General features: G+C 67.7%; 24 protein-coding genes. 9 read left to right on the forward strand and 15 right to left on the reverse strand.

Annotated elements, in window-relative coordinates; translation table 11 throughout:
- Window positions 1-177 precede the first annotated feature (177 nt).
- A complete protein-coding gene (locus CG740_RS35150; protein ID WP_100579384.1) occupies window positions 178-441 on the reverse strand; it encodes a hypothetical protein in 264 nt (87 codons plus the stop codon).
- A 138-nt stretch (window positions 442-579) separates the two neighbouring features.
- Between CG740_RS35150 and CG740_RS35155 the strand changes: the two genes are divergently transcribed.
- Entirely contained in the window at window positions 580-1347 is a 768-nt protein-coding gene (locus CG740_RS35155; protein ID WP_100579385.1) for an SDR family NAD(P)-dependent oxidoreductase, read from the forward strand.
- A gap of 927 nt (window positions 1348-2274) precedes the next feature.
- Here CG740_RS35155 and CG740_RS35160 read toward each other — a convergent pair.
- From CG740_RS35160 to CG740_RS35170, 3 genes are all read right to left on the reverse strand, one after another.
- Window positions 2275-3744, reverse strand: coding sequence for a hypothetical protein (locus CG740_RS35160; protein WP_234376667.1), 1470 nt, complete (start codon window positions 3742-3744; stop codon window positions 2275-2277).
- A 228-nt stretch (window positions 3745-3972) separates the two neighbouring features.
- The gene (locus tag CG740_RS35165; RefSeq protein WP_100579387.1) at window positions 3973-5631 is read right to left on the reverse strand and encodes an ISL3 family transposase; all 1659 of its coding nucleotides are present in this window, start codon (window positions 5629-5631) and stop codon (window positions 3973-3975) included.
- Window positions 5632-5900: 269 nt separating this feature from the next.
- A complete protein-coding gene (locus CG740_RS35170) occupies window positions 5901-7127 on the reverse strand; it encodes an IS110 family transposase (protein ID WP_100579388.1) in 1227 nt (408 codons plus the stop codon).
- Window positions 7128-7626: 499 nt separating this feature from the next.
- On the opposite strand from CG740_RS35170, the gene CG740_RS35175 reads away from it, so the two are divergent.
- Both CG740_RS35175 and CG740_RS40030 read left to right on the forward strand, forming a co-directional pair.
- Entirely contained in the window at window positions 7627-8037 is a 411-nt protein-coding gene (locus tag CG740_RS35175) for a hypothetical protein (protein WP_100579389.1), read from the forward strand.
- Complete coding sequence (locus CG740_RS40030; protein ID WP_159030497.1) at window positions 8034-8195, forward strand: hypothetical protein; 162 nt, start codon at window positions 8034-8036, stop codon at window positions 8193-8195. The genes CG740_RS35175 and CG740_RS40030 overlap by 4 nt, the downstream gene beginning before the upstream one ends.
- Window positions 8196-8337: 142 nt before the next feature.
- Here the strand turns inward: CG740_RS40030 and CG740_RS35180 are convergent, their stop codons facing one another.
- Window positions 8338-8973 (reverse strand): hypothetical protein, encoded by a 636-nt coding sequence (locus CG740_RS35180; protein ID WP_100579390.1) that lies wholly within the window; start codon window positions 8971-8973, stop codon window positions 8338-8340.
- Between the two features lie 548 nt (window positions 8974-9521).
- On the opposite strand from CG740_RS35180, the gene CG740_RS35185 reads away from it, so the two are divergent.
- Window positions 9522-9860 carry a VOC family protein gene (locus CG740_RS35185; RefSeq protein ID WP_234376668.1) on the forward strand — a complete coding sequence of 113 codons (339 nt, stop codon included), beginning with the start codon at window positions 9522-9524 and terminating at the stop codon, window positions 9858-9860.
- A 60-nt stretch (window positions 9861-9920) separates the two neighbouring features.
- On the opposite strand, the gene CG740_RS35190 is transcribed toward CG740_RS35185, so the two are convergent.
- Together CG740_RS35190 and CG740_RS35195 are read right to left on the reverse strand one after the other, a co-directional pair.
- Entirely contained in the window at window positions 9921-10415 is a 495-nt protein-coding gene (locus tag CG740_RS35190) for a hypothetical protein (protein WP_100579391.1), read from the reverse strand.
- A gap of 223 nt (window positions 10416-10638) precedes the next feature.
- Window positions 10639-11202 carry a GNAT family N-acetyltransferase gene (locus CG740_RS35195; protein WP_159030498.1) on the reverse strand — a complete coding sequence of 188 codons (564 nt, stop codon included), beginning with the start codon at window positions 11200-11202 and terminating at the stop codon, window positions 10639-10641.
- 65 nt (window positions 11203-11267) lie between these two features.
- Here CG740_RS35195 and CG740_RS35200 point away from each other — a divergent pair, with 65 nt between their 5' ends.
- From CG740_RS35200 to CG740_RS40585, 3 genes are all read left to right on the forward strand, one after another.
- The gene (locus CG740_RS35200; protein WP_100579393.1) at window positions 11268-11720 is read left to right on the forward strand and encodes a hypothetical protein; all 453 of its coding nucleotides are present in this window, start codon (window positions 11268-11270) and stop codon (window positions 11718-11720) included.
- A 243-nt stretch (window positions 11721-11963) separates the two neighbouring features.
- Window positions 11964-12173 (forward strand): hypothetical protein, encoded by a 210-nt coding sequence (locus CG740_RS35205; RefSeq protein WP_100579394.1) that lies wholly within the window; start codon window positions 11964-11966, stop codon window positions 12171-12173.
- 325 nt (window positions 12174-12498) lie between these two features.
- A complete protein-coding gene (locus CG740_RS40585) occupies window positions 12499-13143 on the forward strand; it encodes a restriction endonuclease (protein ID WP_442802872.1) in 645 nt (214 codons plus the stop codon).
- 2 nt (window positions 13144-13145) lie between these two features.
- Here CG740_RS40585 and CG740_RS35215 read toward each other — a convergent pair whose 3' ends face one another.
- The 8 genes from CG740_RS35215 to CG740_RS35250 form a co-directional block, all read right to left on the reverse strand.
- Window positions 13146-13400: a hypothetical protein gene (locus CG740_RS35215; RefSeq protein WP_100579395.1), complete on the reverse strand. Its 255-nt coding sequence runs from the start codon at window positions 13398-13400 to the stop codon at window positions 13146-13148.
- Window positions 13401-15078: 1678 nt separating this feature from the next.
- Window positions 15079-15552: a hypothetical protein gene (locus tag CG740_RS40035; RefSeq protein ID WP_159030499.1), complete on the reverse strand. Its 474-nt coding sequence runs from the start codon at window positions 15550-15552 to the stop codon at window positions 15079-15081.
- A 204-nt stretch (window positions 15553-15756) separates the two neighbouring features.
- Complete coding sequence (locus CG740_RS35225; protein WP_159030500.1) at window positions 15757-16512, reverse strand: substrate-binding domain-containing protein; 756 nt, start codon at window positions 16510-16512, stop codon at window positions 15757-15759.
- Window positions 16440-16739 (reverse strand): helix-turn-helix domain-containing protein, encoded by a 300-nt coding sequence (locus CG740_RS42045; protein ID WP_100579398.1) that lies wholly within the window; start codon window positions 16737-16739, stop codon window positions 16440-16442. The genes CG740_RS35225 and CG740_RS42045 overlap by 73 nt, the downstream gene beginning before the upstream one ends.
- 93 nt (window positions 16740-16832) lie before the next feature.
- Complete coding sequence (locus CG740_RS41295; protein ID WP_234376669.1) at window positions 16833-17201, reverse strand: type 1 glutamine amidotransferase domain-containing protein; 369 nt, start codon at window positions 17199-17201, stop codon at window positions 16833-16835.
- A gap of 350 nt (window positions 17202-17551) precedes the next feature.
- Window positions 17552-18283, reverse strand: coding sequence for an HAD family hydrolase (locus CG740_RS35240; protein WP_100579399.1), 732 nt, complete (start codon window positions 18281-18283; stop codon window positions 17552-17554).
- A 108-nt stretch (window positions 18284-18391) separates the two neighbouring features.
- Window positions 18392-18937 carry a DJ-1/PfpI family protein gene (locus CG740_RS35245; RefSeq protein WP_100579400.1) on the reverse strand — a complete coding sequence of 182 codons (546 nt, stop codon included), beginning with the start codon at window positions 18935-18937 and terminating at the stop codon, window positions 18392-18394.
- A gap of 59 nt (window positions 18938-18996) precedes the next feature.
- The gene (locus CG740_RS35250) at window positions 18997-19770 is read right to left on the reverse strand and encodes a cupin domain-containing protein (protein WP_100579401.1); all 774 of its coding nucleotides are present in this window, start codon (window positions 19768-19770) and stop codon (window positions 18997-18999) included.
- 247 nt (window positions 19771-20017) lie between these two features.
- Between CG740_RS35250 and CG740_RS35255 the strand changes: the two genes are divergently transcribed.
- Together CG740_RS35255 and CG740_RS35260 are read left to right on the forward strand one after the other, a co-directional pair.
- Window positions 20018-20821 carry a DJ-1/PfpI family protein gene (locus CG740_RS35255; RefSeq protein ID WP_159030502.1) on the forward strand — a complete coding sequence of 268 codons (804 nt, stop codon included), beginning with the start codon at window positions 20018-20020 and terminating at the stop codon, window positions 20819-20821.
- Window positions 20822-20842: 21 nt separating this feature from the next.
- Window positions 20843-21697: a ferritin-like domain-containing protein gene (locus CG740_RS35260; protein WP_199846669.1), complete on the forward strand. Its 855-nt coding sequence runs from the start codon at window positions 20843-20845 to the stop codon at window positions 21695-21697.
- The last annotated feature ends 342 nt before the right edge of the window (window positions 21698-22039 follow it).

Below are 22039 nucleotides of genomic sequence, written 5' to 3' on the forward strand. Positions count from 1 at the left end.
GGCCATGGTCACCCTCGCCTGCCTGCGGCTCTGGCTCCCATGACTTTCCGGACACCCCCTAGGAGTAGCCCCACTCTGACGGCCCTGATCGTTCAGCAGCCGGGACTGTGATGCACGCTTCGCGATTAACGAGCGCGTGCATGGTTGGCGGTGGCTCGCCGAGATCTTGATTGTTGATCATGGTCTGTGTGGTGGGGAGCCCGGTTCGTGCGGCAATTCTTGCGCCTCAGCCTGTCCGACCGGCTCCGACTCAGGTGGCGGCGCCGACGCCACGGGCGCCAGCACCTCATCGACCCGATGCCGTGCGATCACCCACTCCTGCCAGCGCGTCTCCGTCTCCGCTAGCTCCGCCAGGATCCGGTCGGCCTGCTCACGCAGCACCTCCACGCGCTCCCGCTCAGCCAGCTCCCGCTCCTCCAGCAGACCCACCAGCGACACCATCCGGCACCTCCAACAAGGACACGATCCGACGCTCCAGACCCTGCCTCACCGACGCCGGAACTATTCCTGACCTGCGAAAACATGCCGATCACATTCGGTAAGACAACGGCTTCTTAGTCTTTATGAGAGAACCTCATCATGACGCCCACCGTAGTGTCCGCCGAAGCATCCGAGTTCGCAGGGAAGGCCGCCCTGGTCACCGGGGCCGCGCGCGGCGTGGGCAAAGAGACCGTGGTACTGCTCCATGCCCGTGGCGCCCGCGTCGTCGCCGTCGACCTGCGTGCCGATGTCACGACCCTGCAGGACGAATTCCCCGGCGTACTCGTGATGCGAGGTGACATCACGCGAGAGGAGACCGCCGTCCGCGCGGTTCGCGCGGCGCTGGACGCCTTCGCAGGACTGGACATTCTGGTGAACAACGCCGGACGCACCCTGAACAAACCCATCACCGAAACCACCGCCGAGGACTGGGACACCGTGATGGCCGTGAACGCCCGCGGATCCTTCCTCTTCGCCCGAGAAGCCTTCCAGGCCATGCGGAGCCGTGGCGGCGGGAGCATCGTCAGCACCGGATTCTCTGCCGGCACGGTCGCCCTGCCCGAAGGCGCCGCCTACAGCGCGTCCAAGGGTGCTCTGGCCCAACTCACCAAGGTGCTCGCCGTCGAAGGCGGACCATGGGGCATCCGCGCCAACCTTGTCGCCGCAGGCGTCATCGAGACCGACTTCCTCGACACGATCCGCCCCGACAGCCGCGCCTACCTCGCGTCGTTCGCCGACGCCCAGCCCCTGGGCCGAGTCGCACAGCCCGAAGAGATCGCCGAGGTTCTCTGCTTCCTCGCCTCACCACGCTCCAGCTTCATCACCGGAGCCGTGGTACCCGCAGACGGCGGCTTCACCGCCGTCTGACGTGACGGGCATCAGCCGTGATTCTCGTCCTCCACGGCCATGAGCACCGCCGCCAGGATGACGTTCCGCCGGTGCCGGTGTGGCAACGAGTGCCCGCTCGGTGGCATCCCGTACGGGGACCCTCACCGGTCCTCAGAGCAGATGAACACCTTTGGCCTGCGTACCGCGCACGACACCCACCGCGCGGAGCTGACCGGCGACGTCACCGCGGTCCATGGCGCAGACGGCGGCGAGTCAGTGTGCGGGGGTTACGGCCGGATGCCGGCGTGGCTAACCTGGCCCCTGCTGCTATGGCCGGGTTCGCGTACGGACCGGACGGTGAGGACCTCATCGGGGGTTTCTCCACACGGCCCGTGCTCACGCTCTGATCCTGCGGGGGCGAAGCCCGCCAACTGAAGCACTCAGTCACACCGCTGTGCGGGTGCGGCTCTTCTTGCTGGGTGACTCTCGATCGGGCTGACTGTCACTTGGCGCGAGGGCGGGGTGGGGGTGTGTAAGAGGCGGGGTGAGACCGAGACGCTGGAGAAGGGCGACCGGGGGCCAGAAGTTACGTCGAGGTGCGCGAGTACTACTCAGCCGTGGTTGAAGCGCTCACTGCTGTCGGTATCCCGCCAGGAGAACGTTGGGAGGGCGGCGAACGGCTCGTGCAGCTTCGGACGCTGGCAGCGGACAGAGACCCCGATGTCCGCAACGAAGCCCTGTTGCGACTTGAGGCAGGCTCCGACGCTGCACCGAGAAAAGCGACAGCATCGTGGACTTCTACCTCCACCATTTGCCGGTCGGTATAAGTCTTTACGTCCTCGTTCTCCTGCTTGGTCGGGCGGCGTCCTGCGGCGCGCGAAGGTGCGGTTCCAGGTGACTGGATCCCCCGGAATGTGCGCTGTCGAGGGTGCCGGTTATGCCCGATCCGGGTGTTCTCGGCTGTGGTCAGCCCGATGCCAACTGTTCCGCTATCTCCTTGATCCAACCAGTTGTCTCGGCCGGGTCGTTGAGGGTGGCCGCCCATGCTTCCGGTTCCAACTTGTGGTTGGTGGGGCCTGATTTGAGGGCGATGAGGAGGGCTCGTGCGGAGTCTCTCATCTCGGTGGTTGTGCTGCCGGCGTCTTTAATGTCGGGGCCTGCTGCGAGGCTATAGATCTCGCGGGCCATGGCCTGGCGTTCTCCCTTGGACACTTTCTGCCAGAACTTCAGGGCGTGTTGCAGTGATTCGGTGCGGGATGAGGCCTCGGCCGGGGTCTCGTTCTCCGGCGCCCAGTGCTCGGGGTGGCGGGCTTCTTCGTAGCGTTTGGTGGCGGCGCGGAGCGCCTTGTAGAGGGTGACGCCGAGAACGAGGCCGGCCCCGGCCCCGGCGAGGCCCCATCCGACTGGGTTGCTCGCCAGCCCGGCTGTTCCCGCCGCGACGGCCGTGACCACGCCGGCCGCGGCCTTGGTGGACTCGCCCAACGCGCCGCCGATGGCCTCCTTGCCGATCTTGGTGAGCTGCTTCTTCTTCGCGTACTCCTGCACCGTGTTCAGCTTTTCCACGTCTTTTTCCGCGAGCTGCAGGCTCTCGGCGGCGTCACGGGCTTCGCCCGTCGCCTCCCAGGCCGCGTCGATGGCCTGGGAAACGAGTTCCAGCCGCTCCTGGCCCTCGTGGTCCCAGTAGGCATCCAGCGCGACGTACGCTTCGGCCGCGGCCCACTCGGCCTGCTCCCGTGACTCGTTCAGCCGGGCCAGTGACTGCGCGTGGACGAGATGAGGATCTCCGAGCTCCTTCACCTTCTTGTACTTGCTGGCCGCTCCACCGACGCGGAAGGCGGCCCGTACGGCCTTGATCGCACCGACGGAGGCGCTGGCGATACCGCTCGCCTCGGACGCCACCGCCGCGTCCGCCGCCTTGTGGAGCTTGGTCACCTCCTTGGCGATGCCGGCGCTGTAGCCTGCCGAACCGGCAGCTCCGATGACCGTGTCGGCCCCCTTGACCTTGGTCTTCTTCCTCGCCGTGTGATGGCCGGCCCCGCTCTCGTGTTTCTTGGCGTCCTTCATGTTCTTGTACGCGTCCATGCCATTGACCACCGTGCCGGTGACCTCCGTGAGGAGGTTCTCCGATGCGGCGGAGGTCCCCGAGGCGGCGACGGAGTGCTTGAGACCCTCGTTGGCCGCCGCGGCAGCCTGCTGGGTGAAACCCGCATTGGTGGGGGTCTGGACACCCTTGATGAAGGTGTCGATGGGCTCAAGACTCTTTTTGAACCTGTCCAGAAGCGCGGCGATCTCGTCGCGATAGCTCCTCTTCGCACCGGCGGACCCGCCACCGGCCTGCGGCACCTTCCCCTTGTCCATGCCCCGGGCGCGCTGCACCACCGCAGCCGTGGCCCGGTTCCCGGCGCCGGACTGCATCCGCAGGACGGCGTGCTCCAACGAATTTCCGGATAGACTCCCATCCCGCCGCTGCCGGGGCGACGTAGGGGCGGCCGCAGACTGCCGTGTCGGGGTGCGGTGGACCGGGGTACTCATGGACGTTGCCTCTCCTGGCTGCGGAACCGGGGAGGTGAAGATAGCCAGGCGCGGCCAACAGACGGGGTGCATCGCGGAAACTCTTGGCGGTGCTGTGAACTGAGGCATCCACCGGAGTGTGGACACAGGGGCTCATGCCGCGATTGTGAGTGTTGTGAACGACGGCGATATTGGTTCTGGCCGCGATTCCGTGAATCCCCAGGTCATGTTCGGAGCAGGATCCGGGTGCGGAGGAGGCGGAACGAGGCTCGGCCGTACATCTTGTCGCTTGATGGTCTTGATGCGGTTGACGTTGCCCTCGACGATGCCTGAGCTCCAGGGGAGGGTGAGGCCGGCGGTCACCGCATCGAGGTCGAGGCACAGCCCCTGCGCGAAGGCGAGGATCGGGGCGGGCGCCTCCCGCTCGACCTCTCGGACCCACGCCAACAGCTGGTGTCCGCGGCGGTGTTGGAGCAGGTCGTGGAAGGCGCGGGCGAGGTCACAGGCTCGGGCGATGTCCGGGCAGGCCAGGCGTATGGCCAGGAGTTCGTCCTCCTCGTGACGCGTCAGCGCGCCGCGGGGCAGCATGATCCATTTGGTGATCTTGTGTGGGCGGGGGACGGCGCCGCGGGCGGGTTCGATGGTGCCGGTCCGCAGTCCGGCGACGTAGGTGCGGACGGGCTGGTCGCTGCCCTGGTAGCCGCGGTCGCGGATCTCGCGGTAGAGGTCGGTCGGGCTGCTCACGCCCTCGGTGAACCGCTCGGTGATGTAGGCGGTGAAGGGCTCCAGCACCCCTTTGGGGCGCCCCATCCGGGAGGAGGCAAGCAGGGTGTCGAGATCGGTGTCGCGGAAGTGGCGGACGGTCTTGCGGTCCAGGTGCAGACGGCGGGCGATCGCGGAGATGGAGCATCCTTCGCCCAGCAGGCGGTGGATGTCGGAGTACCGGTCGACGGTGCGGACGGCCATCTTGGTAGGCGGCAAGGTCGGCGGCGGCAGCGGATTGATGATCTTCCGGGGTGCAGCCTCTCGCTCCTCGTCGGCCCGTTTGCGCAGGCACGGGCGGTGCTGGTGACAGGTCTTCTCGACTGCGGCAGAGAGATTGTGAAGCAGGTGCCAGCGGTCCGCGACCTCCTGGGCGTCGGGGGCGGCTTCGCGGATCGCCGTGGAGTAGGCCGTGGCCCGGTCCCGGCAAATGATCTCGGCGCCGGGGTGTCCGCGCAGCCATGCGCTGAAGGTCGCCGCGTCCCGGTCTGGGAGGACGTCGACCACCCGAGCCGCCTCCACGTCGACCAGGACGGTGCCGTAGCGCCATCCCTTGCGGAAGGCGAACTCGTCGACGCCGAGCACCCGCGGTGCCCGCTCGGCCACCGGCGGGGCGGCCAGCAACCCCAGGAGGTGGGTGCGGCCGGCGGGGAACTGCAGGGTCTGGCACAGCCGTTGACCGGGGCGCCCGCCGAGGAACGTTGCGACAGCCCGCGTCCACTGCCGCAGACCGACGCTGTGGCGACGGTGCCGTTCGCTGAGGTCAGGGACCTGTTCGACGAACGTCCGCCGTCGGCACCCGGCCCACTCGCAGAAGAACGGCCGCACCTGCAGCGAGATCACCAACTGCTTTCCTGCTACCGGACGTTCGGCCAGTCGGCGCCGGTAGCGGGAGTGCACCCGACGCCCCGAACGACCACAACTTGGGCAGTCCGGTGGCCGACCGCAGGCCGCCGCCTCGACCACGACCTCGTCGGCGGTGGCGTGCACCGCCGTGACCTGCACATCGATCCCGGGAAACAGCACATCCCCGATCGCCACGACCCCCATACCAGGGCAATCCCTACGAGAAACGTTCCCGCACTCGCACGTCTACCTGGGGATTCACGGAATCGCGGCCAGAACCGCGATATTCCCCACCCCCAGCGTCACGGAATGGGCCATGGGGACGGCGGAGTTGCACCTTCGTCCCCATGGGGATGCCACGCCTCCCCGGGCCGCCCGATAGTCAGCCGAGGTTCAGGGTCGGGGTGGGCAGTCAAGGATGAGCGCAGCTCATCGCCTTGACGACGCCGAAGACATCTCACGACGCCAAGGTGTCAAGCCACAGCCGGAAGAGCTGGTGGAAATGCGACGCGCTCTTCGAACAGCTGGCCCTTCTGGAGACAGTGGTAGAGCTGCCCGATCATGCGGTTGAAGAGGTGCCGCTGAGCGGCCGCGTGCCAGTCACCTTGCAATCGCCGGTGTCGGTAGTGTGCTTCAGCTCCTGGGGAATGCCGGAAGGCGGAGAAGGCCCATAGATAGCCCGCGTGGTTGAGCCGGTCGTTCTTGACCCATCGCCTGCTGATCTGCTCTTTCTTCCCCGAAGCACGTGTAACGGGGGATGAGCCGGCGTATGCCTTGAGTGCTCTCGCGTCGATGAATCGTTTGCGGTCGTCGCCGATCTCCGCAAGCACCCTGGCGGCGATCTGGACTCCGAGGCCGGGGAAGCTCAACAGGATTTCGGCGTCGGGATGTTGACGAAAGGACTGCTCAGCCGCCTCTTCGAGCTCGTCGGCCGCAACGCAGGCCGCGTCCAGCTGGCGAAGCAAAGCGAGCATCTGCTTGCCGAAGGCATCCTCGATCAGCTGAGGCTGGTGTGGGTAGTCGGCCCGGAAGACACCGTGCAGGCGATCGACTTCATCCTCGATGCCCCGGCTACGACCTGCGCGTTTGAGAGCGGCACGGAGCTGTGGGCGGGAGAGCATGGCTGATTTCCTCGACGTCGGCGCGAGGGCGAGTAGTGTGCGGGCCTCAGCACGGCATAGACTGTGCTTCAAGCCGGAGAACGCGTCCAGAGCCGCGGGGTAGTACTCGCGAAGCAGGGAACGGAGCTGGTTGGCGATCTGCTGGCGGTTCCAGATTGCATCCTGTTGAGCCCGTGCAAGGACGGCGATTGCACGGCTCTGTTCGCTGTCGTCGGGCAGGGGACGATGCATCGGCATATCAGTTCGCAGGATGTTCGCCAGGACCAAGGCGTCGCCAGGGTCGGACTTCTTGCGCGAGACGCTGTGTCGGTCCCGGTAGCGTGACGCGGCGAGCGGATTGATCGCGAACACGTTGCGCCTCCCCTGTCGCAGAGCCGCCACGAGCAGACCACGCGAGGTCTCGATCGCGATGGGGATTGGGGAGTCTTCGTTGTCACCGTGGTCAACGAGCAGATCCAGTAGCAGGCGGTAGCCAGCAGCGTCATCGGTGATCCGGCGCTTGGCCAGCAGCTGGCCCGTATTGTCGATCAGGGCGACATCATGGTGGTTCTCCGCCCAGTCGATCCCGCAGTAGATCAAGATCCCTCCCCATGCCGGCAGTCAAACATGCTGGTGATGAGCACATGCGGGCCACGCGGCTCCCTAATTCCAGGACTCAGTCGGTCCGACATCTCACTAGCCGTTCGTGACACCAGCGCACCCCACGGGCCCCGATCTCTTCCAGAGCTCAAGGACTCAGGCGCTTCGAGAGGTCACCATGCGGCGGGCTCACACCACGTACTCCAACGAGTGATCATCGAGTGGGTGGTGGTCATTCAGTCGGATGACCACCACCCCAACACGAGGACCCCGTGCCAATCTTCGGCTAAGGCATCGCGACCAGGGCGCCCTTAAGGCTTCCGTGATCCTCGCTCTCGAACGCTTCTGGCCGAGCGAAGTGCTTGACCCGAACCGCTAAGAACGAATTAGGCGTCCTTGACGGCCCGGCTCGGCCCGCACACTTCGAGATCGGGCGGCCCCCTCAGTCAGCACCGCTGCTTCGAGGCTGGCGGGTGGGGACCAAGGAGGCCGGGACGCCATGCATGAGCTGGCGGAGGACCCGTGGATGCGCGCGGGTGCGGAGAGGGCCATCGGGGAGCTCGTCCGGCGTGTGCGATGCGGCCGCGGGGCGGCGGCCGCGCACAGTGAGGCGGTGCCGGCCATCCCGGCCGGGACTGCCGAGGGAACGGAGACGTCGATGATCAATGCCGTGGACGGTAAGGGCCAACAGCTCGCCGAGGAGCTGCTGCTGGATGTGGGCAATGAGTACATGCAGGCGGCGACCCGGTTCCTCGGGGCTCACCGCGGCGGGTACTGGCTGCGGCGCTTCGAGGAGGACCAGGAGCTCGCGGTCGCGGCCGGCGGCCCGTTGATCGACCGCGACGGACGCCACCCCTCGGTCGATTGGAGCGCGGTCGGCCGTCTGCTGACCCGTACCGGGTCCCGGTGACCCGCTCCTCGCGCAGCGAGGCCCTGGCGCTGGAGTTCGCCGCCTCCCTGGTCGGCGAATGCTCCGTCCAGCTCCAGCCGTTCCTCCAGATCGTCGACGACGCCGAGTTCACCGCGGCCCTGCGGGCGCTGCGTGTGGCGCGCGGCGGCGAGGACTGACGACGGCTGGATACCGGGGTGGCAACGGGCGTGAGCTGCGCGTTATCCACCCCGGGCCATCCCCACCGGCGACGCCTGTGTCCCCGTGTCCTGTTCTGTGTCCTCTGCTGTGTTCCCGGTTGTGCTCTCGTGAAGCCGCAGGTCAACCAGCCTTTTGTGGCGAACGGGTGAGGGCGGCAGACGCCCGGCGGGCCACGGCCGGGTCCACGGAGGTCAACGGCCGCACGCTGAGCCTTCCGACGCCCGGACGGGGCTCGCCCCGCGGGAGCAACCCGAGCTCCTGAGCAACGCCGTCGACCCACCACCCATCCCCGCCCGGGCTGCCCTTCAGCTGGCGGATGACCGGCTCGGTGGTCAGGTAGAGGACCCAGCGCCCCGCTTGCCGATAGGCCCGCAGAATCGCCCGGATCGCCGCCGGGGACTTCGCGGTGAGCTCGACCTCGACGGCGATCGAGAACCTCGGGTCGGGCTCGACGACGAGCAGGTCCGGCCAGTGCACGGCGTGGGCGCCCACGGGCACGGCCAGTGTCTCTCCGCGGCGAGCGCCGGTGGGTACCCCGGGTACCCGGGGTACCCCAAGGGCTTCCAGGAGTTCGGCCGCGCGGCCGGGCACTGCTTCGGCGGCGTGCACCTCCCGCTCGGAGAGCACGGTGTACCCGTGCGCCTTCAGCGTGATCCCGGCCTCCGCGACGGCCAGGCGGTGCAGCAGCCGCTCGCCCGGCGGCCGCGGGGCGCTCAGCCCGGTGCCCGCGATCCGGCCCCGCGCTCGGTGGGCCACAGAACCGTCCGCGCCCCACCGGACGTCCGCACTGCGGAGCAGCAGCCCGGCCTCGATCCGTCCGCCCCGGCACGCGTAGGCGGCCTGGTGGAGTGTCAGCGTGCTGTACCGGGTCGCCAGTCGGAGCAGGTGTTCGTCCTCCTCGGTGCGCTGCCACCCGTCGCCCCGGGCCTCGCCCGTTCCCCAGCGTCCGCCGCCGGCGCTCCGCCCGCTCCCGGTACGTCTCCGCCGCTGCCGCCGTCTTCTTTGCCTCCACTGCCCTTCCCTCTCCCTGTAGTTGGCGCACGGCCACGGGGGTCGTGACGGTGCTGGAGGCAGGCTGACCTGCAAAGCGGACACCTCCGGCAACGCCTGTTGTCCGCCACAGGCCGGAGGACGTCATGGAGGACCTGGCGGAGGAGGAGACGGAGGGGCTGGTCTGGTTGGCCCCGATGGGCCCAACGGGGCCAACCGATGCTGAGCAGGCGAAGGGCGCCCCGTGCGGGCTGACGCCAGCCTGGGGCAGACTCTCCCCGAGGTGTGCTGTGTTCAATGCTGTACGTACCGTGATGACTTTCGCTGAGGCCCCGGAGGCGTCGGCCCGGTGGTGGGGCGAGATTCTCGACACTCCGGTGAAGCTCGACGTCAGTGACAGCGGGGTGGTCTACGCGTGGGTGGAGATCGGCGGGGTCGAGGTCGGCTTCCACCCTGCCGACGACGAGCGCAACCCCCGGGGCGGCGGCAGCCCAGTCGTCTATTGGAGCGTCGACGACGTCGACCAGGTGCGGGAGCGGCTGCTGGGGGCTGGCTGCGAGCATCGCCGCGGGCCGCTGACCATCGAGCCGGGCCGACGGATTGCCCAGCTGCGGGACCCATTCGGCACCATCGTCGGCATCGAGGGCCCGTAGGACGTGCGAAGGCCCGGCGCCCGTTGAAGCTGGTGGTCACGGGCGCCGGGCCTTCGGCGCCTACTGGTCCAGGCCGTGCAGGCTCTCCAGCCCAGTGGCCGCCGCGTACGCGCGCAGGGCGGACTTCAACGTTCCCGCCGTCCAGTTGGCGCCGCGTGCCGCCGTAGCGTCGAGATACAGACCCAGGACCCGGTCGGCACTCAGCTCGTGCCCGGCTTGGCGCAGGACGGCGGGCAGGGTGACCACGTCGATCAGGCCGGTCACGTCCGGGCGCACGCTCTCCACGTCGAGCAGCACCACCTCGCCGTCCCCTCGCCGGCGTAGGTGCTCTGGCTTGAGGTCGAGGTGGTCCAGGGGCACCAGGCCGGGGTCGTAGGCGTCCGCGTGGGCGGCCAGGACCTCGCCGTACGCTCCTGGGTCGGCGATCCAATCCGGCGCCGGAGCGCCTTGGAGGGCCGCGAGGGTGAAGTCGGCCATGGCCTCGGCAGCTTCGACAGGCAGCCGCTGCGAGACGGTGTGCACGGCGGCGACGCGATCGTCCAGCACCGCGGGCATCTGCGGCCCGCTCCAGTCGGCGGCCTCGGGCAGGTGCTCCAGCAGCAGCGAGCCACCACATCGGCGACGGTGCGGAACAGGTTCTAGATCATCTTCGACCTGGTAGAGCTGGTCAGCAACCGGCCGTATTTTGAGTGCGCTGGCAGGTTCGACAGATGGAGGACGGAGCGCCCGGGCATTCGTTTCTGTAGCACGCGCACGCCGGGCTGAACGGCTTTGTATGTCAGAGCGTGGCCGTCGTTGAGGTCAACGATGCCGGTCTCTCCGTGGGGGTGTAGAGCAGGAAATCGGCCCCCGGTGCTGCGATAATGAACCCTTGCTTGCGGTACCACTGCAGAGAATCCCAGTTGCTCCAGGCCACCTTGGCGAAGAGCACGTCCGTGCCACGCTCACGCTCGTCAGCTTCCACGGCTGCCAGCAGCGATGCCCCCACGCCCTGCCCCTGATGCCCTGCATCTACGGCAAGCATGCCGATCTCGGTGACGGCTCGGCCCAATGCGGGCCGCAGCCCCATCGGATGGTCCTCGATCCAATCCAACGGAGCGCCGACGTGAATCATGCCGATGACCTTGTGCTGGTGGTCGGTGGCTACTCGGCAGATGGTGTGGCCATGGCGGGTGCGGATGATCCCGCCGCGCTTCTCGATGTACCCGACCAGATCGCGTCCTGGCCGGGCCCGCTTCTGAACTGCCTTAGGGGTGTGTTCCAGGGCGATGGCCGCCAGTCGCCCCACAGCCATGCCGTCACCTGGTGTAGCCATCCGAACACGTTGCGCAAGAATTTCCACGCAGGCAGAGTACGGCACGACGACACGGCCGCCTCGGCTTAAGGCGACCGGCGGCGGATGCGTTCTTGCGGCACGCACGGTTCGGCCGGGATCAGGCGGAGTTGACGGCGCGTACGTACGCCGACCACATCGTGCTGTACCTGCGTTGGTGTGTCCGGTCCGGTCGCGTTTGGCGGACCGCCGCAGCGACCGGGACGACGACCTCGCCGCCGCGCGGCCTCAGCAGAGGCCACTACGGCACGGGCGGCGACACCGCGGCCTGCTACCTCGCCCAGCAGCCCGGCGCCTCGCCCGAGCTGCCGGTATTGACGGCCCTGCACGGGCTGAACGCGGTGTGTATCCGCACAAGCCCCGACGCTGCCAAGGGCTTCCTGCTGACACAGCCCCACTGGATCGTGCAGGGCGTGACGCGCTACCAGTTCTGCGCCGCCGCGTACTGTGCTGGATATTCCCGCGAACACGCCGAAGCACTGCTCGACCAACTGTGCGCCGACGAGACCGGGCAGCGCCTCAAGTAGCGCACCGGGCGCGTGCGGGTTCGGCTTCGCGAACTCGCTGGCGCGGCCACGGGCGGGCGTCACGGCCCCAGTCGGCGGGCGATCTGTGCGCGGTATTCGGACAAGGCCGGGCTGGCTTTGTGCCATTCACCGGTGAACGCCCCTCGCGCACCGTCATCGTGCCGGTACACACGGGACGGTGGGGCGGCGCTGGGCTGCCTTCGGGGGCGACCGGCGGCCAGTCGGTGCAGGGGGCGGGGCGGGTTGCTGACCATCAACGTGGCGTTGCTGCTCGTGGTCATCGTCGTGTGGCGGCTGCGCCGGCGTACAGAGGCTCGCAGCCGTTTCGACGAGAAGCTGACCGTCGTCATCGTGCTGGCTCTGGGTGTCTTGATCGCGCCGACCGCTGTCGGCCAGGGAATCCTGAACGTCCTGGGACAGCTCGCGACCAGCGTCACCCACGCCGGCCGATGAGACCACGCGCCATCAGGGACCACGGCAGCGTCGGAGTCCGCGTAAGCAGTCGGGTGCAGGGGGAGTGGGGGAGTGATGGGGGCACAGCGACGGCGGCGCCGGATGAAGAAGCGGACGCGCAGGCAGTTGCAGGGCTGGGGTGCGGTCATGGGGGTGGGCGCGGTGGTGTGGCTGGCCGCCCACTGGGCTGCGGTGTGGCCGGTGCTGGTGGCGGTGTCGCGGTGGCGGGCGGGGCCAGCTGGGGACTGTGGCGGGCTCACCGCGTGGCAGTGGCCGGGACAGGCAGTGGCGCGCCCAGGAGGAAGCGAAGGCACGGGAGTTGTCGATGGCGGAGGTCGATGTCCTGTCGTGGCAGGAGTTCGAGACCTATATCGCCGCGCTGTGCCGCCGGGACGGCTGCACGAAAGTCTTCGTCAGCGGCCGCAGCGGCGACCTGGGAGCCGACGTCATCGGCTACCTCTCTGACGGCCGCAAACTCGTCATCCAGTGTAAGAAGTACGCCCCGCACCGCAGCGTGTCCTCGCACGACATGCAGAGTTCGTCGGCACTGCACGCCCCGAACACAGCGCGGACGTCGCCCTGTTCGTCACCACCGGCCACAGCTTCACCAAGGACGCGCTCGGCCTGGCGATGCGCCAGGACATCGTCGCTCTCCACCGCGACCTTCTGGGCGCCTGGGTCAAAGGCGCCCACCTGGCCACGCTGCTTCCCCTCAACGGCAGCGGTGGCGGCACTAAACGACGGCCACCGAGCTGACTGGAGTTCTGCGGTCCGTGGCGAAGCAGGTGGACCCTGCCGAGAGCGGGCGCCGGGCAGGGGTAGCCGCCGTTGTCCTGGGGCCCGGAGTTCGACGAGCGGGACCCGGTGGCTGACAACGACTACTGTCACGCGATACGGTCCACCGCAGTGTCCAGCGACCGACCTTTCCTTGGGCCGGCCCGGTGGAGGAATGCGAGCCTGCCCGGCATGACGTCAGGAAACGGATGATCCGCATCCGCGAGGAGCTGCTCCGGGTAGGTCGGCAGGGTTGATGCCCAAGGCGTAGGCGACGGCCTGGTGCGCGCGGTGGACATCGCCATCCGACGCGTGAGCGTCGTCGTCCACGGCCGTGATCCACTGCGTGATCTCGTTCGGATGCCAACGGATGAGATCCGAGGGGATCTCCACCGTGGTGGTGGCGTGGCACAGCGCCTGGAACTCTTCATCCGTAGCGGGGGCGGGCAACATTGTCTGCATCTCCTCGCGCGGGCCACGCTGCGGGCGCGGCGTGGGCGGTCCGGGCGACGCACTACCCAACGATGCTGCGGCACCGTGGATACGAAGCGCGCGGCAAGGCCCGTCCCTCACTCAACCCCCGATGGCTGACCCCGGCCGTCTCGACGGAGCGGCGGCATCGTCGAACCCACTCGCGTATGCCTATCTTGCACCCGTATTACGCCCTTCTCTTCATCACCCGGTCGGCCTTCGCGCAGGTCGGCCGCGTGAGCCGCATCATCGGGGGTGCAAGGTTGGCTACCCGGTTTACCCAGGCGAGCCGTTCCGCGTCCGGCGGGACATCGAGTGGCCGGAGTTCTGCCGTGGCCGCGATGACGTCCACCAGCTCGCCCACGCCCTCATCGACGGCACCGACGCTCAAATCCCGCACGCTGTGTGGGGGCCGGCGTCGACAGCATCAGCCGTCGACGGCAAGTCCGGCGAGCGCAGTTACATAGTCAAGTACGTCGCCCGTCACCCCGTCACCCCGTCATGGTCGGCGGGCGGCTCCTGCCGCTGCACGTGACCCTGCGCAGTGGGAACGCAGACTGGATCGGCGCCACTACCCGCTCGGGCAAATTCCTCGGATACGGAAACTGGCGCCTGTTTCCCTCACCGAAGGGGGTCCAGGGGCGGATAGAGCTCCAGCTCTGGATCGGCGAGCCGTGGCAGGTGGCCCGGTGGGACACCGACGGCACCCCTCAGACCTTCCCCGCGCTGCCGCCATGGCCCTCCGCGGCGCCTGTAGCCCGCCGTGCACGTCCCGAACCTGCACCTTCCCCAGCGCCGAACCAAGCCGACGCCGATGAAGACAACCGGGCCGCAGATCCCGCCTCCATCACGAACCCGGGGCAGGCTGACGCCCCGCCGGCCCCGCAGCGCCCGTCCGACACGGCGGACGTCGAACGAGGCATGGAGCCAGGCTGTGCAGTGAAGCCCAGCCCCGCGATTCCTCTGGCCACCAGGTACGAGCAGCACGCACCCGCAGAAACACCGTCAGTATCTGTCCTGGACGAGGCGGAATTGTTCCAGCTCGCCCCGGCGGATCCTGCACAGGAGCCGGCGGCCGCCGCTTCGCACGGGGAAGCTCCCGGGGCGCCCCTGCCGCCCGCTCCTGCCACGCCGTCCGCCCCGCGTCGCGTGAACCCGGACCCGGGAGCTACGCACGCCCAAGGTGAAGGCGGACATGCTGCTGAACAGCAGGAGGAACCGGTTCCCGTGCCGGAGGCGCCCGTCGCTGTCATGTCCGCGAAGGAGTTGCACGGCGCGGATGAACCACCGTGCACATCACCGCAACCGGACGGGATACCCCTGTCACCTTCCTCACTGCCAGCGCCGCCTGCTTCCGCGCCGGACCAGGACGCGCAGCCACACCCAGGAGTTCCTCCCGTACCGCCTCCGCCCCGGTACGCGCCCACCATCCCCGACCCGCGCCGCTCGGCGCTCCGGCGCTGGCTGGACCGCAGGCTCCGGTCATGAAGCGGTTGCATGCCTGGTGGCAGCGATGCCGGCAAGGCCCCGGAATTCCCCATCAACATGCCTTGGGCGAAGCCGAGTCTGGAAGAAGCACTGCGGCGGCTCGCCACCTCGGCAAGTACCTGGCGCGACTCGCAATGCCGCCGCCTCCGCACCAAGCGTGACCGGGGAGCTGTCAGCTCCCAAGGCTGAAGGCGGCATGGTTCATCTCGGTGGTGGTCTCGCGCCGGCGGGCATCGTCGAGCATCCGTCCCCACTTGCCGTTGGAGTAATAGACGAGCTTCCCTGTGCTGGGCTCCTGGAAGGTGACGTTGCATCCAACATGGCCATGGGCGTGGTCACACAGGCAGGTGCACCTTTTCTGCCTGACTTCCCATCCCAGCCCGGTGGGGCCGTGGCCGTGGAGGCGCCTGTTGCCGTGCCGCCTTCCACACCGACCGGCCGACACCGCCTGGGAACGGGTCCTGTAGATCCTGGGAGCGGATGACGGACGGTCCGGTGTGCTGGAGCCCGGGCTGGTGCGGCCGGTGTCGCCGCCGCGGGCGGCGTGATTCTGGATCCGGGACTGGCCCAGCATGATGGCGTGATGGACGGCCTGATTTATCGCGGCGGATCGTTCGGTGTCCGTGCCCGGCCGGATGTCTGTCACCCTCTGTGGGATGGAGACGGCCGGTTACCCCGGCAAACGCGTCAGCGTGCCGGCGGACCACCGGGAACCTTTGGCGGTAGCGCTCCACAGACACGTGCGGTGGAGCGGCAGACCGTCGGGGTGCGGGAGCTGTCCCGCCGGCTGTTCCCGAGTTCAGGTCGTCATCCTGCATCGGCGAGTGGTCGTTGTTCGGCGCCACGCAGTTCACGCGGCGCAGGCGCTGCGTGGTTCATTCCATGTCGTGGCGTGCGCCAGGAGACGGGCGTGGAGGCCGGCCAAGCGGGGCTCGGCCAGCGCGCCGGATCGGGTAGCGAGATAGAGCGTGTTGATGGGCGGCTCTTCGGGTTCTAAGAGCGGGACCAGGGCTCCTGTGCCGATTTCGCCTGTGCACAGATAGCTGGGCACGACCGAGATCCCTGCGGCCGCGGTGACGGTCGCGATGACGGCGCGCAGGTCAGGTACGACGACGGCAGGAGAGGCGGGGGGCGCACAACCGAAGATCGCCGGCCAGTAGCCGCGGATGATGGGGAGGGATTCCGCATACGAGATGAGCGGGACCTTCTCCAGGGCGCGTGATCCGTCTGTGGCCAGTCCTCCTGCCGGAAGGTTGGCAGCGACCTGCGGAGAGGCAATCAGGACGAATTCCTCGTCAGCCAGCGGTCTTTCGTCGATGCCCCGGCAACGAGGCCGGATGGTGGAGACGACGATGTCGAGGTGGCCTCCTTTGAGGTCGGCGAGGAGGTCGGAGGACTCGCCGAGGGAGACGCGCACATCCATGCCGGCGGTGATGAGGTTCGCGATGGCGGGCATGACGCGTACGGCCATGACTTCCGCCGGGCCGCCGAGGCGCAGTGGCCTGTTGCTCGCGTCAGTGCTGAAGTGGCGTCCTATGGCGACGTTGAGGTCGTTGATGGATTCCTCGATGTCGTGGGCCAGTGCCTCTCCCTCGACGGTGGGCACGGCGCCTTGTGGTGTGCGGTCGAACAGTGGCCTTCCCAGCTCGCTTTCCGGCCGCGGATCTGTTGGGTGACGGCGGGCTGGGTGATGTCCAGGTCGCGTGCGGCCTTGGTGAATGATCCTGTGCGGTAGACACTGACGAATGTTTGCAGCCATCCCAGTTGCATAGTTTCTGGCCCCCTGTAGCCAGTGCGGGGGCGTGGCGCGCCATACGGCGTGATCCGATCCATCCCCCATGATCAAACTTATCGGACGCAGTGTCACGTCGGTGGGCGGTTTTACTGCCGCTTTGCGGTGTGATCCCGCCCACCAACAGGCCCGTTTTACAGGGCAGTTGACTGCTCAATGACCAGCTCAGCGACGCGTGCTGCGGAGGCCGGGTTCTGGCCGGTCACCAGGCGTCCGTCAGCCACAGCGTGCGCGGCGAAGTTGTCTGTTTTGGTCACATTGGCGCCCAGTTCGACGAGTGCGGTCTCCAGAGCGAAAGGCACGGTTTCGGTCAGGCCAGCGGCTTCTTCTTCCTCGTTTGTGAATGTGGAAACCTTCCTTCCGGCCACGAGCGGGGTTCCGTTGGACAGGACGACCGGGAGGAGGCCGGCGGGCCCGTGGCACACGGCGGCTACGACGCCGCCGTTTTCGTAGATGTCTGTGGCGAGGGTGGCGAGGGCGGTCGCCTGGGGGAAGTCCCACATGGTGCCGTGGCCGCCGGCGTAGTAGATGGCGTCGTAGTCGGCTGCCTTGAGGCTGGTCGGCGGTCGGGGTGGTGGCGAGAGCCTGGGCGTGGTCGGCGAGGAAGGCGGCGCTGACGGCGTCGCCGGGCTTGATGCCGTCCTGTGGGGCGCCGCCCTTGACCGAGACGAAGGCGACCTTCCAGCCGGCGGCGTTGAAGACCTCTGCGGGATGGGCGACTTCGGGGACGTAGAAGCCGGTCTTGCGGCCGGTGTCGCCGAGGGTGTCGTGGGAGGTCAGGGCGAAGAGAACGGTGGGCACGAGGGAGTTTCTTACGTTGTAGGTGGTTGGTGTGGGGCCGAGCGGTGGCTGGTCAGCCCGCGAAGGTGGCCAGTTCCGGGAGATAGACGCGACGCTGGCGGCGCTGGATGGCCCGTTCGATGTGATCGGCGGTGTGGTAGCCCCACCAGGCCCACAGTGATGTGGCGCCGGTGTCGCGCACGGCGAGGGCGTTGGTGATGTGGTCGTCGATGAAGGTGACCGCTTGTGGGCGCAGTCCGTCTGTGGCGGCGAGTTCCAGGACGGCGGCTCGTTTGTCGGAGCACTCGCCGATGACTTGGACGACGGTGGATTCGAGCCGGTGGTGGGTGAGAATGTCCCAGACCGAGGCTTCGTCCTTGGCCGTCACGATGGAGGTGCCGCGGCCTCGGTGGCGCTGCAGTAGCCCGGCGATGCCCGGGTAGAGGGTGTGCATTGCGAGCCATTCGTCGCGCTGCTGGTCGCGGAGCGCTGCCCGCACTGCTGTGGCCTCCTTTACCAGGGAGGTGAGCTTTTTCGGGTTTTGACGGCTGGAGAGCTTCTCGTAGCCGGCGACGGTGGTGATGTACGCGGCGTCCGGGTCGCGGGCGACCATGAAGTCGTCCAGGAGGCGGGCGTAGTTGCGCACGATGCGGAAACGGTCGAGGAACTGCCGGGGCATCGCCTGGGCCAGTTCGGTGAGCGGTTTTGCGGCGACGGCAGCCGGCTCGTGGTCTGCGTACCACGTGACGAGGGCGCATTCGGTGAATGCGTCGGCGATGACGCCGTCGAAGTCGAGTATCAGCACGAGATGGCTCCCATGTCCGAAGGAGGGCCCGGGCACCGGGTGAGGACGGGGGGGAAATCGCGCGGCGCCCGAGCGGCGGGTGGCGGCTGTCCTGAGAACGTCAGGAGGTCAGGCCGCAATCCGGTCTTGGGAGGCGACGGTCGCGAAGACTGCCTGCATGAAGCGGCCGACGTAGCCGTAGTAGGAACAGGTGATGATGTGGCCGTCGACGATGACGTCCGAGTCGACGACATCGGCTCCGGCGTTGATGACGTCGTCGCGCAGCCCGATGTAGGCGCAGGCCTTGCGGCCCTTGAGGACACCGGCGGAGACCATGATCCAGGGGCCGTGGCACAGGCCCGCCACCACCTTGTGCGCGGTGTCCATGGCGCGGACGAAGTCCAGGACGTGGGCGTCCTGGCGGACGCGGTCGGGGGCCTCGTGGCCGCCGGTCAGGATGACGGCGTCGTAGGCGGCCGCGTCCAGGTAGTCGAAGGACACCAGTGGCTTGGCGGTCTTGTCCATCGGGAGGGGAATGCCGTACTTGCCGATCACGTCCTGGCCGCCCTTGGTGGCTACGTCGACGTTCCAGCCCTCTTCCAGAAGCCGGTAGTAGGTGTAGATGACGTCGTGGTCCTGGAAGCCGGGGCCGGTGATGATGACGGCACTGGGCATGGCGGGTCTCCTTGATGACTAGGTGAATGGTGCGCGCAGGGCTGGTGAGGCCGTGGGCATCAGGCCAGGGCGAGAGAGAGGTAGTACTGGTCCAGGGCCGGGCGGCGGACGTCGCCCTGGGCCCGGGCGAGGATGTCGACTTCGCCGGTGACGACACCGGTCAGGCCCAGGGGAATGTGGAACAGGTCGCCTTCCTGGCGGCGGTAGAAGACATCCATGCCGGCGCGGATGCCGAAGGCGAACTCCCCGGCCGGGGAATGCTCGCGCAGCCTGGCCTGCGGCAGGTAGGAAACCGGTTTGGCAGGCAGGTCAGGTGCCGCAGCATGCACGGTCTCGTAAGCGGTGTTCTCACGGCTGTAGTTGTCCCGCAGCCGGATCAGGTCGAACTTGTTGCGGGGTGCCTCGACCTCGATCAGCCAGAGCGGGCCGGGGCCGATGCTGCGGGTGGAGTGGAAGGCTCCGCCGGCGATACGCAGGATGGAGCCGGCGCCGACCGGGTGCTGGCCGGTGAGAGTGTCGGTCACGCCCTGGCCCATGAGGCACAGCAGGTAGGTGAGCTTGCGGGGGTGGACGTGCATGGAGGTGGACTGGCCCTCGTCGATCCTCAGGTTCCACACGTCGATGAAGTCGTCGACGTAGACGCAGTACTCCATCCCCCACGGCTTGGGGATCACCTCGTTGAGATGCTCGTCCTCGTCCAGGCGCTCGTTGCCGACCCGGCTGCCTTTGCGGACGACCTCGTTGAGCGCTGAGAAGTCGCGCGGCCCCGGGTCGATGCGGACGGCAAAAGCGTGGTCTCTGGTCGTGATCTGATCCTGTGTCAGCTCGGACATGGGATCCCCCTTCGTCAGTCGGCTCGTCCCCCCGGCCGATCAAAACGCTAGGGATGTGCCAGGCCGCTGCCAAATAGCCTGCGCAGCAGCCCGGGATAACGGCTGCGGGGGCCCTCGCCCCGGTCATCCCCCCCGATTCGAACGCTTATTTGAAGCGGTGGGGGGAGCGTGTGAGTGTCGAAGCGGGCCTTCCCGGGCTGGTTCCTCCGGGGTGCCCTTCCCGCCTCTCTCGCGAAGGAGTTCCACCGTGAGCACTCCCACTCCCACCCGCGGCCGGCAGGCTGAGCAGGTACCCGGCAGCATCGTCACGCAGATCAAGTCCATCGGAGTCCTGGGCTACGAATCCTGCTCCGAGCAGGACACCATCACCCCGCTGGAGATCTTCAAGGGCGCCGCGATGGTCACCTCCGGCCAGATCGCGCCGTGGCAGCGGGAAGCAGCCAACCGTGAGCTGGACGTGCGGCTCGTGTCGCTGGAGCCCGGCGTCGTCAAGATGCAGATGGGCACCAATGTGGTCGCCGACAGCGTGCTGAAGGATGACGAGCTGTTCGACATCCTCTACATCCCCGGCGGTGTCGGTTCCGGCGTGCTAACCACCAACGACCGCCTCCACAAGGTCATCCGCCGCCACCACGAAGCCGGGAAGGTGATCGCCGCCAACTGCTCGGGAGTCGGGATCATCGCCCGCGCCCGCATCGTCAACGACGAACCGCTGACCTGCGTCGCAGCAGTAGCCCGCGGGCTGCGCCGCGACGGGTTCAACGTGCCGGTCGCCCGCCGGATGTGGGTGGCTAACACCGCCTACCGCATCTGGACCTTCACCGGCTCCTACGGCGTCAACGGCGGGGCCGTGGCCATGGTGGCCCACTACTTCGGCCGTGAGATCGGCACGATCGTCTCAATGATGTTCGACACGGTCGGCGGCATCGGAGACGTGATCTTCGAGGAGACAGGCCCGGAGTTCTACCAGCACCCCGAGCTGGAGGAAACCTTCCAGGACTACTTCCAGGACATGCTCATCCCCGCTGTCGACGACAACGCCGGCCTCTAACCATCGAAGGGTAGGCCCGTCATGGCGCAGCGCACCACGCCCGTGGAACTCAGAGACCTCAACTGGATCCGCGGGGCACTGCAGACCGCCGTTGCTCTCGAACACTCAACGATGCCTCTGTACTGTGCGGCGATGTACTCGCTGGAGGTGCAGAACTACCCCTACTACATCATCCGCTCGGTGCTGATGGAGGAGATCGTCCACATGGCCATCGCCGCGAACATGGTCGCCGCGCTGGGCGGGTCACCCGACATCAAGGGACTGGCGCCGGCTTATGCCACGCGCGGGCTGCCGCGAGGCGTAGCACCGGACCTGCCGGTGATCCTCGCCCGGCTTTCCCCCCGGTCACTGGAGAACTTCATGCGCCTGGAGGCGCCGGGGTTCATGCTCAACTCCCGACAACGCGCCGGCGTCTATCCGACCATCGGAGCCTTCTACGACGCCATCCGGGAGGCCATCGACGCGAACAAGGACGCCGTCCGCCGCGCAGTGCGGGCCGGCGGCCCGGCAAACCAGGTCGGAGGCAATCTCGGCTACCTCACCTTCGAAGCCGATGACACAGTCGATCCGGTGGAGCAGTTCCATGCGGCGCTGGACGTCATCACCGAGCAGGGCGAAGGCCAGGGCACCGGATCCGTCGAAGCCGGGGAGGAGTTCCAGCGCGAAGGTTCGCACAACGCCCGATTCGCCGAACTGCGTTACGGACGCCGCTATCTCGCACCCCCGCAAGCAGCGATCTCACGGGAGAACGAGCCCGACTTCTTTCTCGGCGAGACCATCGCATGGCCAGTTGTCATCAACACCCTCGCCGTTCCCTCGGACGGCTACGCAGCACTCCTTGAACGCGACCCCAGCGCTCCCCGAGTCCGCAAATAACTCGAAACCTTCGACGACGCCTACACCCAGATGATGGTCGCCCTGGACACCTCGTGGAACGGCCCGGTGGAAACCTGGTGGCCGTCCCTGGGGGCAGCTGTCACACAGATGGACCAGATGCGTGTCAGGTCCTGCTTCAACATCATGCGCCTCCAGGTCCCGCAAGAGGCTGTCAGCGTTCTGGAGGCCCTGTACCCAAGGGAGTTTAAAGCACTTGAGCGATACACCGACCTGAACAAGCCAGTTTTCTACGGGCCCCGGTTGTCAACGCAGCCGGGCACTGACGGCCCCTAGGCTGACGGCCGGATGCCCCTTGATCCAAAGGGCCTCCGGCCGGTTCCA

The sequence above is a fragment of the Streptomyces sp. CB01201 genome, assembly GCF_002803085.1.
Taxonomy (GTDB): domain Bacteria; phylum Actinomycetota; class Actinomycetes; order Streptomycetales; family Streptomycetaceae; genus Streptomyces; species Streptomyces hundungensis.

Bases quoted from the DNA above. Each gene is read 5' to 3' on its own strand.
- CG740_RS35245 (WP_100579400.1), bottom strand. From the start codon at position 18,937: ATGCCCAGTGCCGTCATCATCACCGGCCCCGGCTTCCAGGACCACGAC.
- CG740_RS35185 (WP_234376668.1), top strand. From the start codon at position 9,522: ATGACTTTCGCTGAGGCCCCGGAGGCGTCGGCCCGGTGGTGGGGCGAG.
- CG740_RS41295 (WP_234376669.1), bottom strand. From the start codon at position 17,201: ATGTGGGACTTCCCCCAGGCGACCGCCCTCGCCACCCTCGCCACAGAC.
- CG740_RS35250 (WP_100579401.1), bottom strand. From the start codon at position 19,770: ATGTCCGAGCTGACACAGGATCAGATCACGACCAGAGACCACGCTTTT.
- CG740_RS35165 (WP_100579387.1), bottom strand. From the start codon at position 5,631: ATGGGGGTCGTGGCGATCGGGGATGTGCTGTTTCCCGGGATCGATGTG.
- CG740_RS35260 (WP_199846669.1), top strand. From the start codon at position 20,843: ATGGCGCAGCGCACCACGCCCGTGGAACTCAGAGACCTCAACTGGATC.
- CG740_RS40585 (WP_442802872.1), top strand. From the start codon at position 12,499: ATGGCGGAGGTCGATGTCCTGTCGTGGCAGGAGTTCGAGACCTATATC.
- CG740_RS35175 (WP_100579389.1), top strand. From the start codon at position 7,627: ATGCATGAGCTGGCGGAGGACCCGTGGATGCGCGCGGGTGCGGAGAGG.
- CG740_RS35150 (WP_100579384.1), bottom strand. From the start codon at position 441: ATGGTGTCGCTGGTGGGTCTGCTGGAGGAGCGGGAGCTGGCTGAGCGG.
- CG740_RS35155 (WP_100579385.1), top strand. From the start codon at position 580: ATGACGCCCACCGTAGTGTCCGCCGAAGCATCCGAGTTCGCAGGGAAG.
- CG740_RS35215 (WP_100579395.1), bottom strand. From the start codon at position 13,400: ATGTTGCCCGCCCCCGCTACGGATGAAGAGTTCCAGGCGCTGTGCCAC.
- CG740_RS42045 (WP_100579398.1), bottom strand. From the start codon at position 16,739: ATGGATCGGATCACGCCGTATGGCGCGCCACGCCCCCGCACTGGCTAC.
- CG740_RS35190 (WP_100579391.1), bottom strand. From the start codon at position 10,415: ATGCCCGCGGTGCTGGACGATCGCGTCGCCGCCGTGCACACCGTCTCG.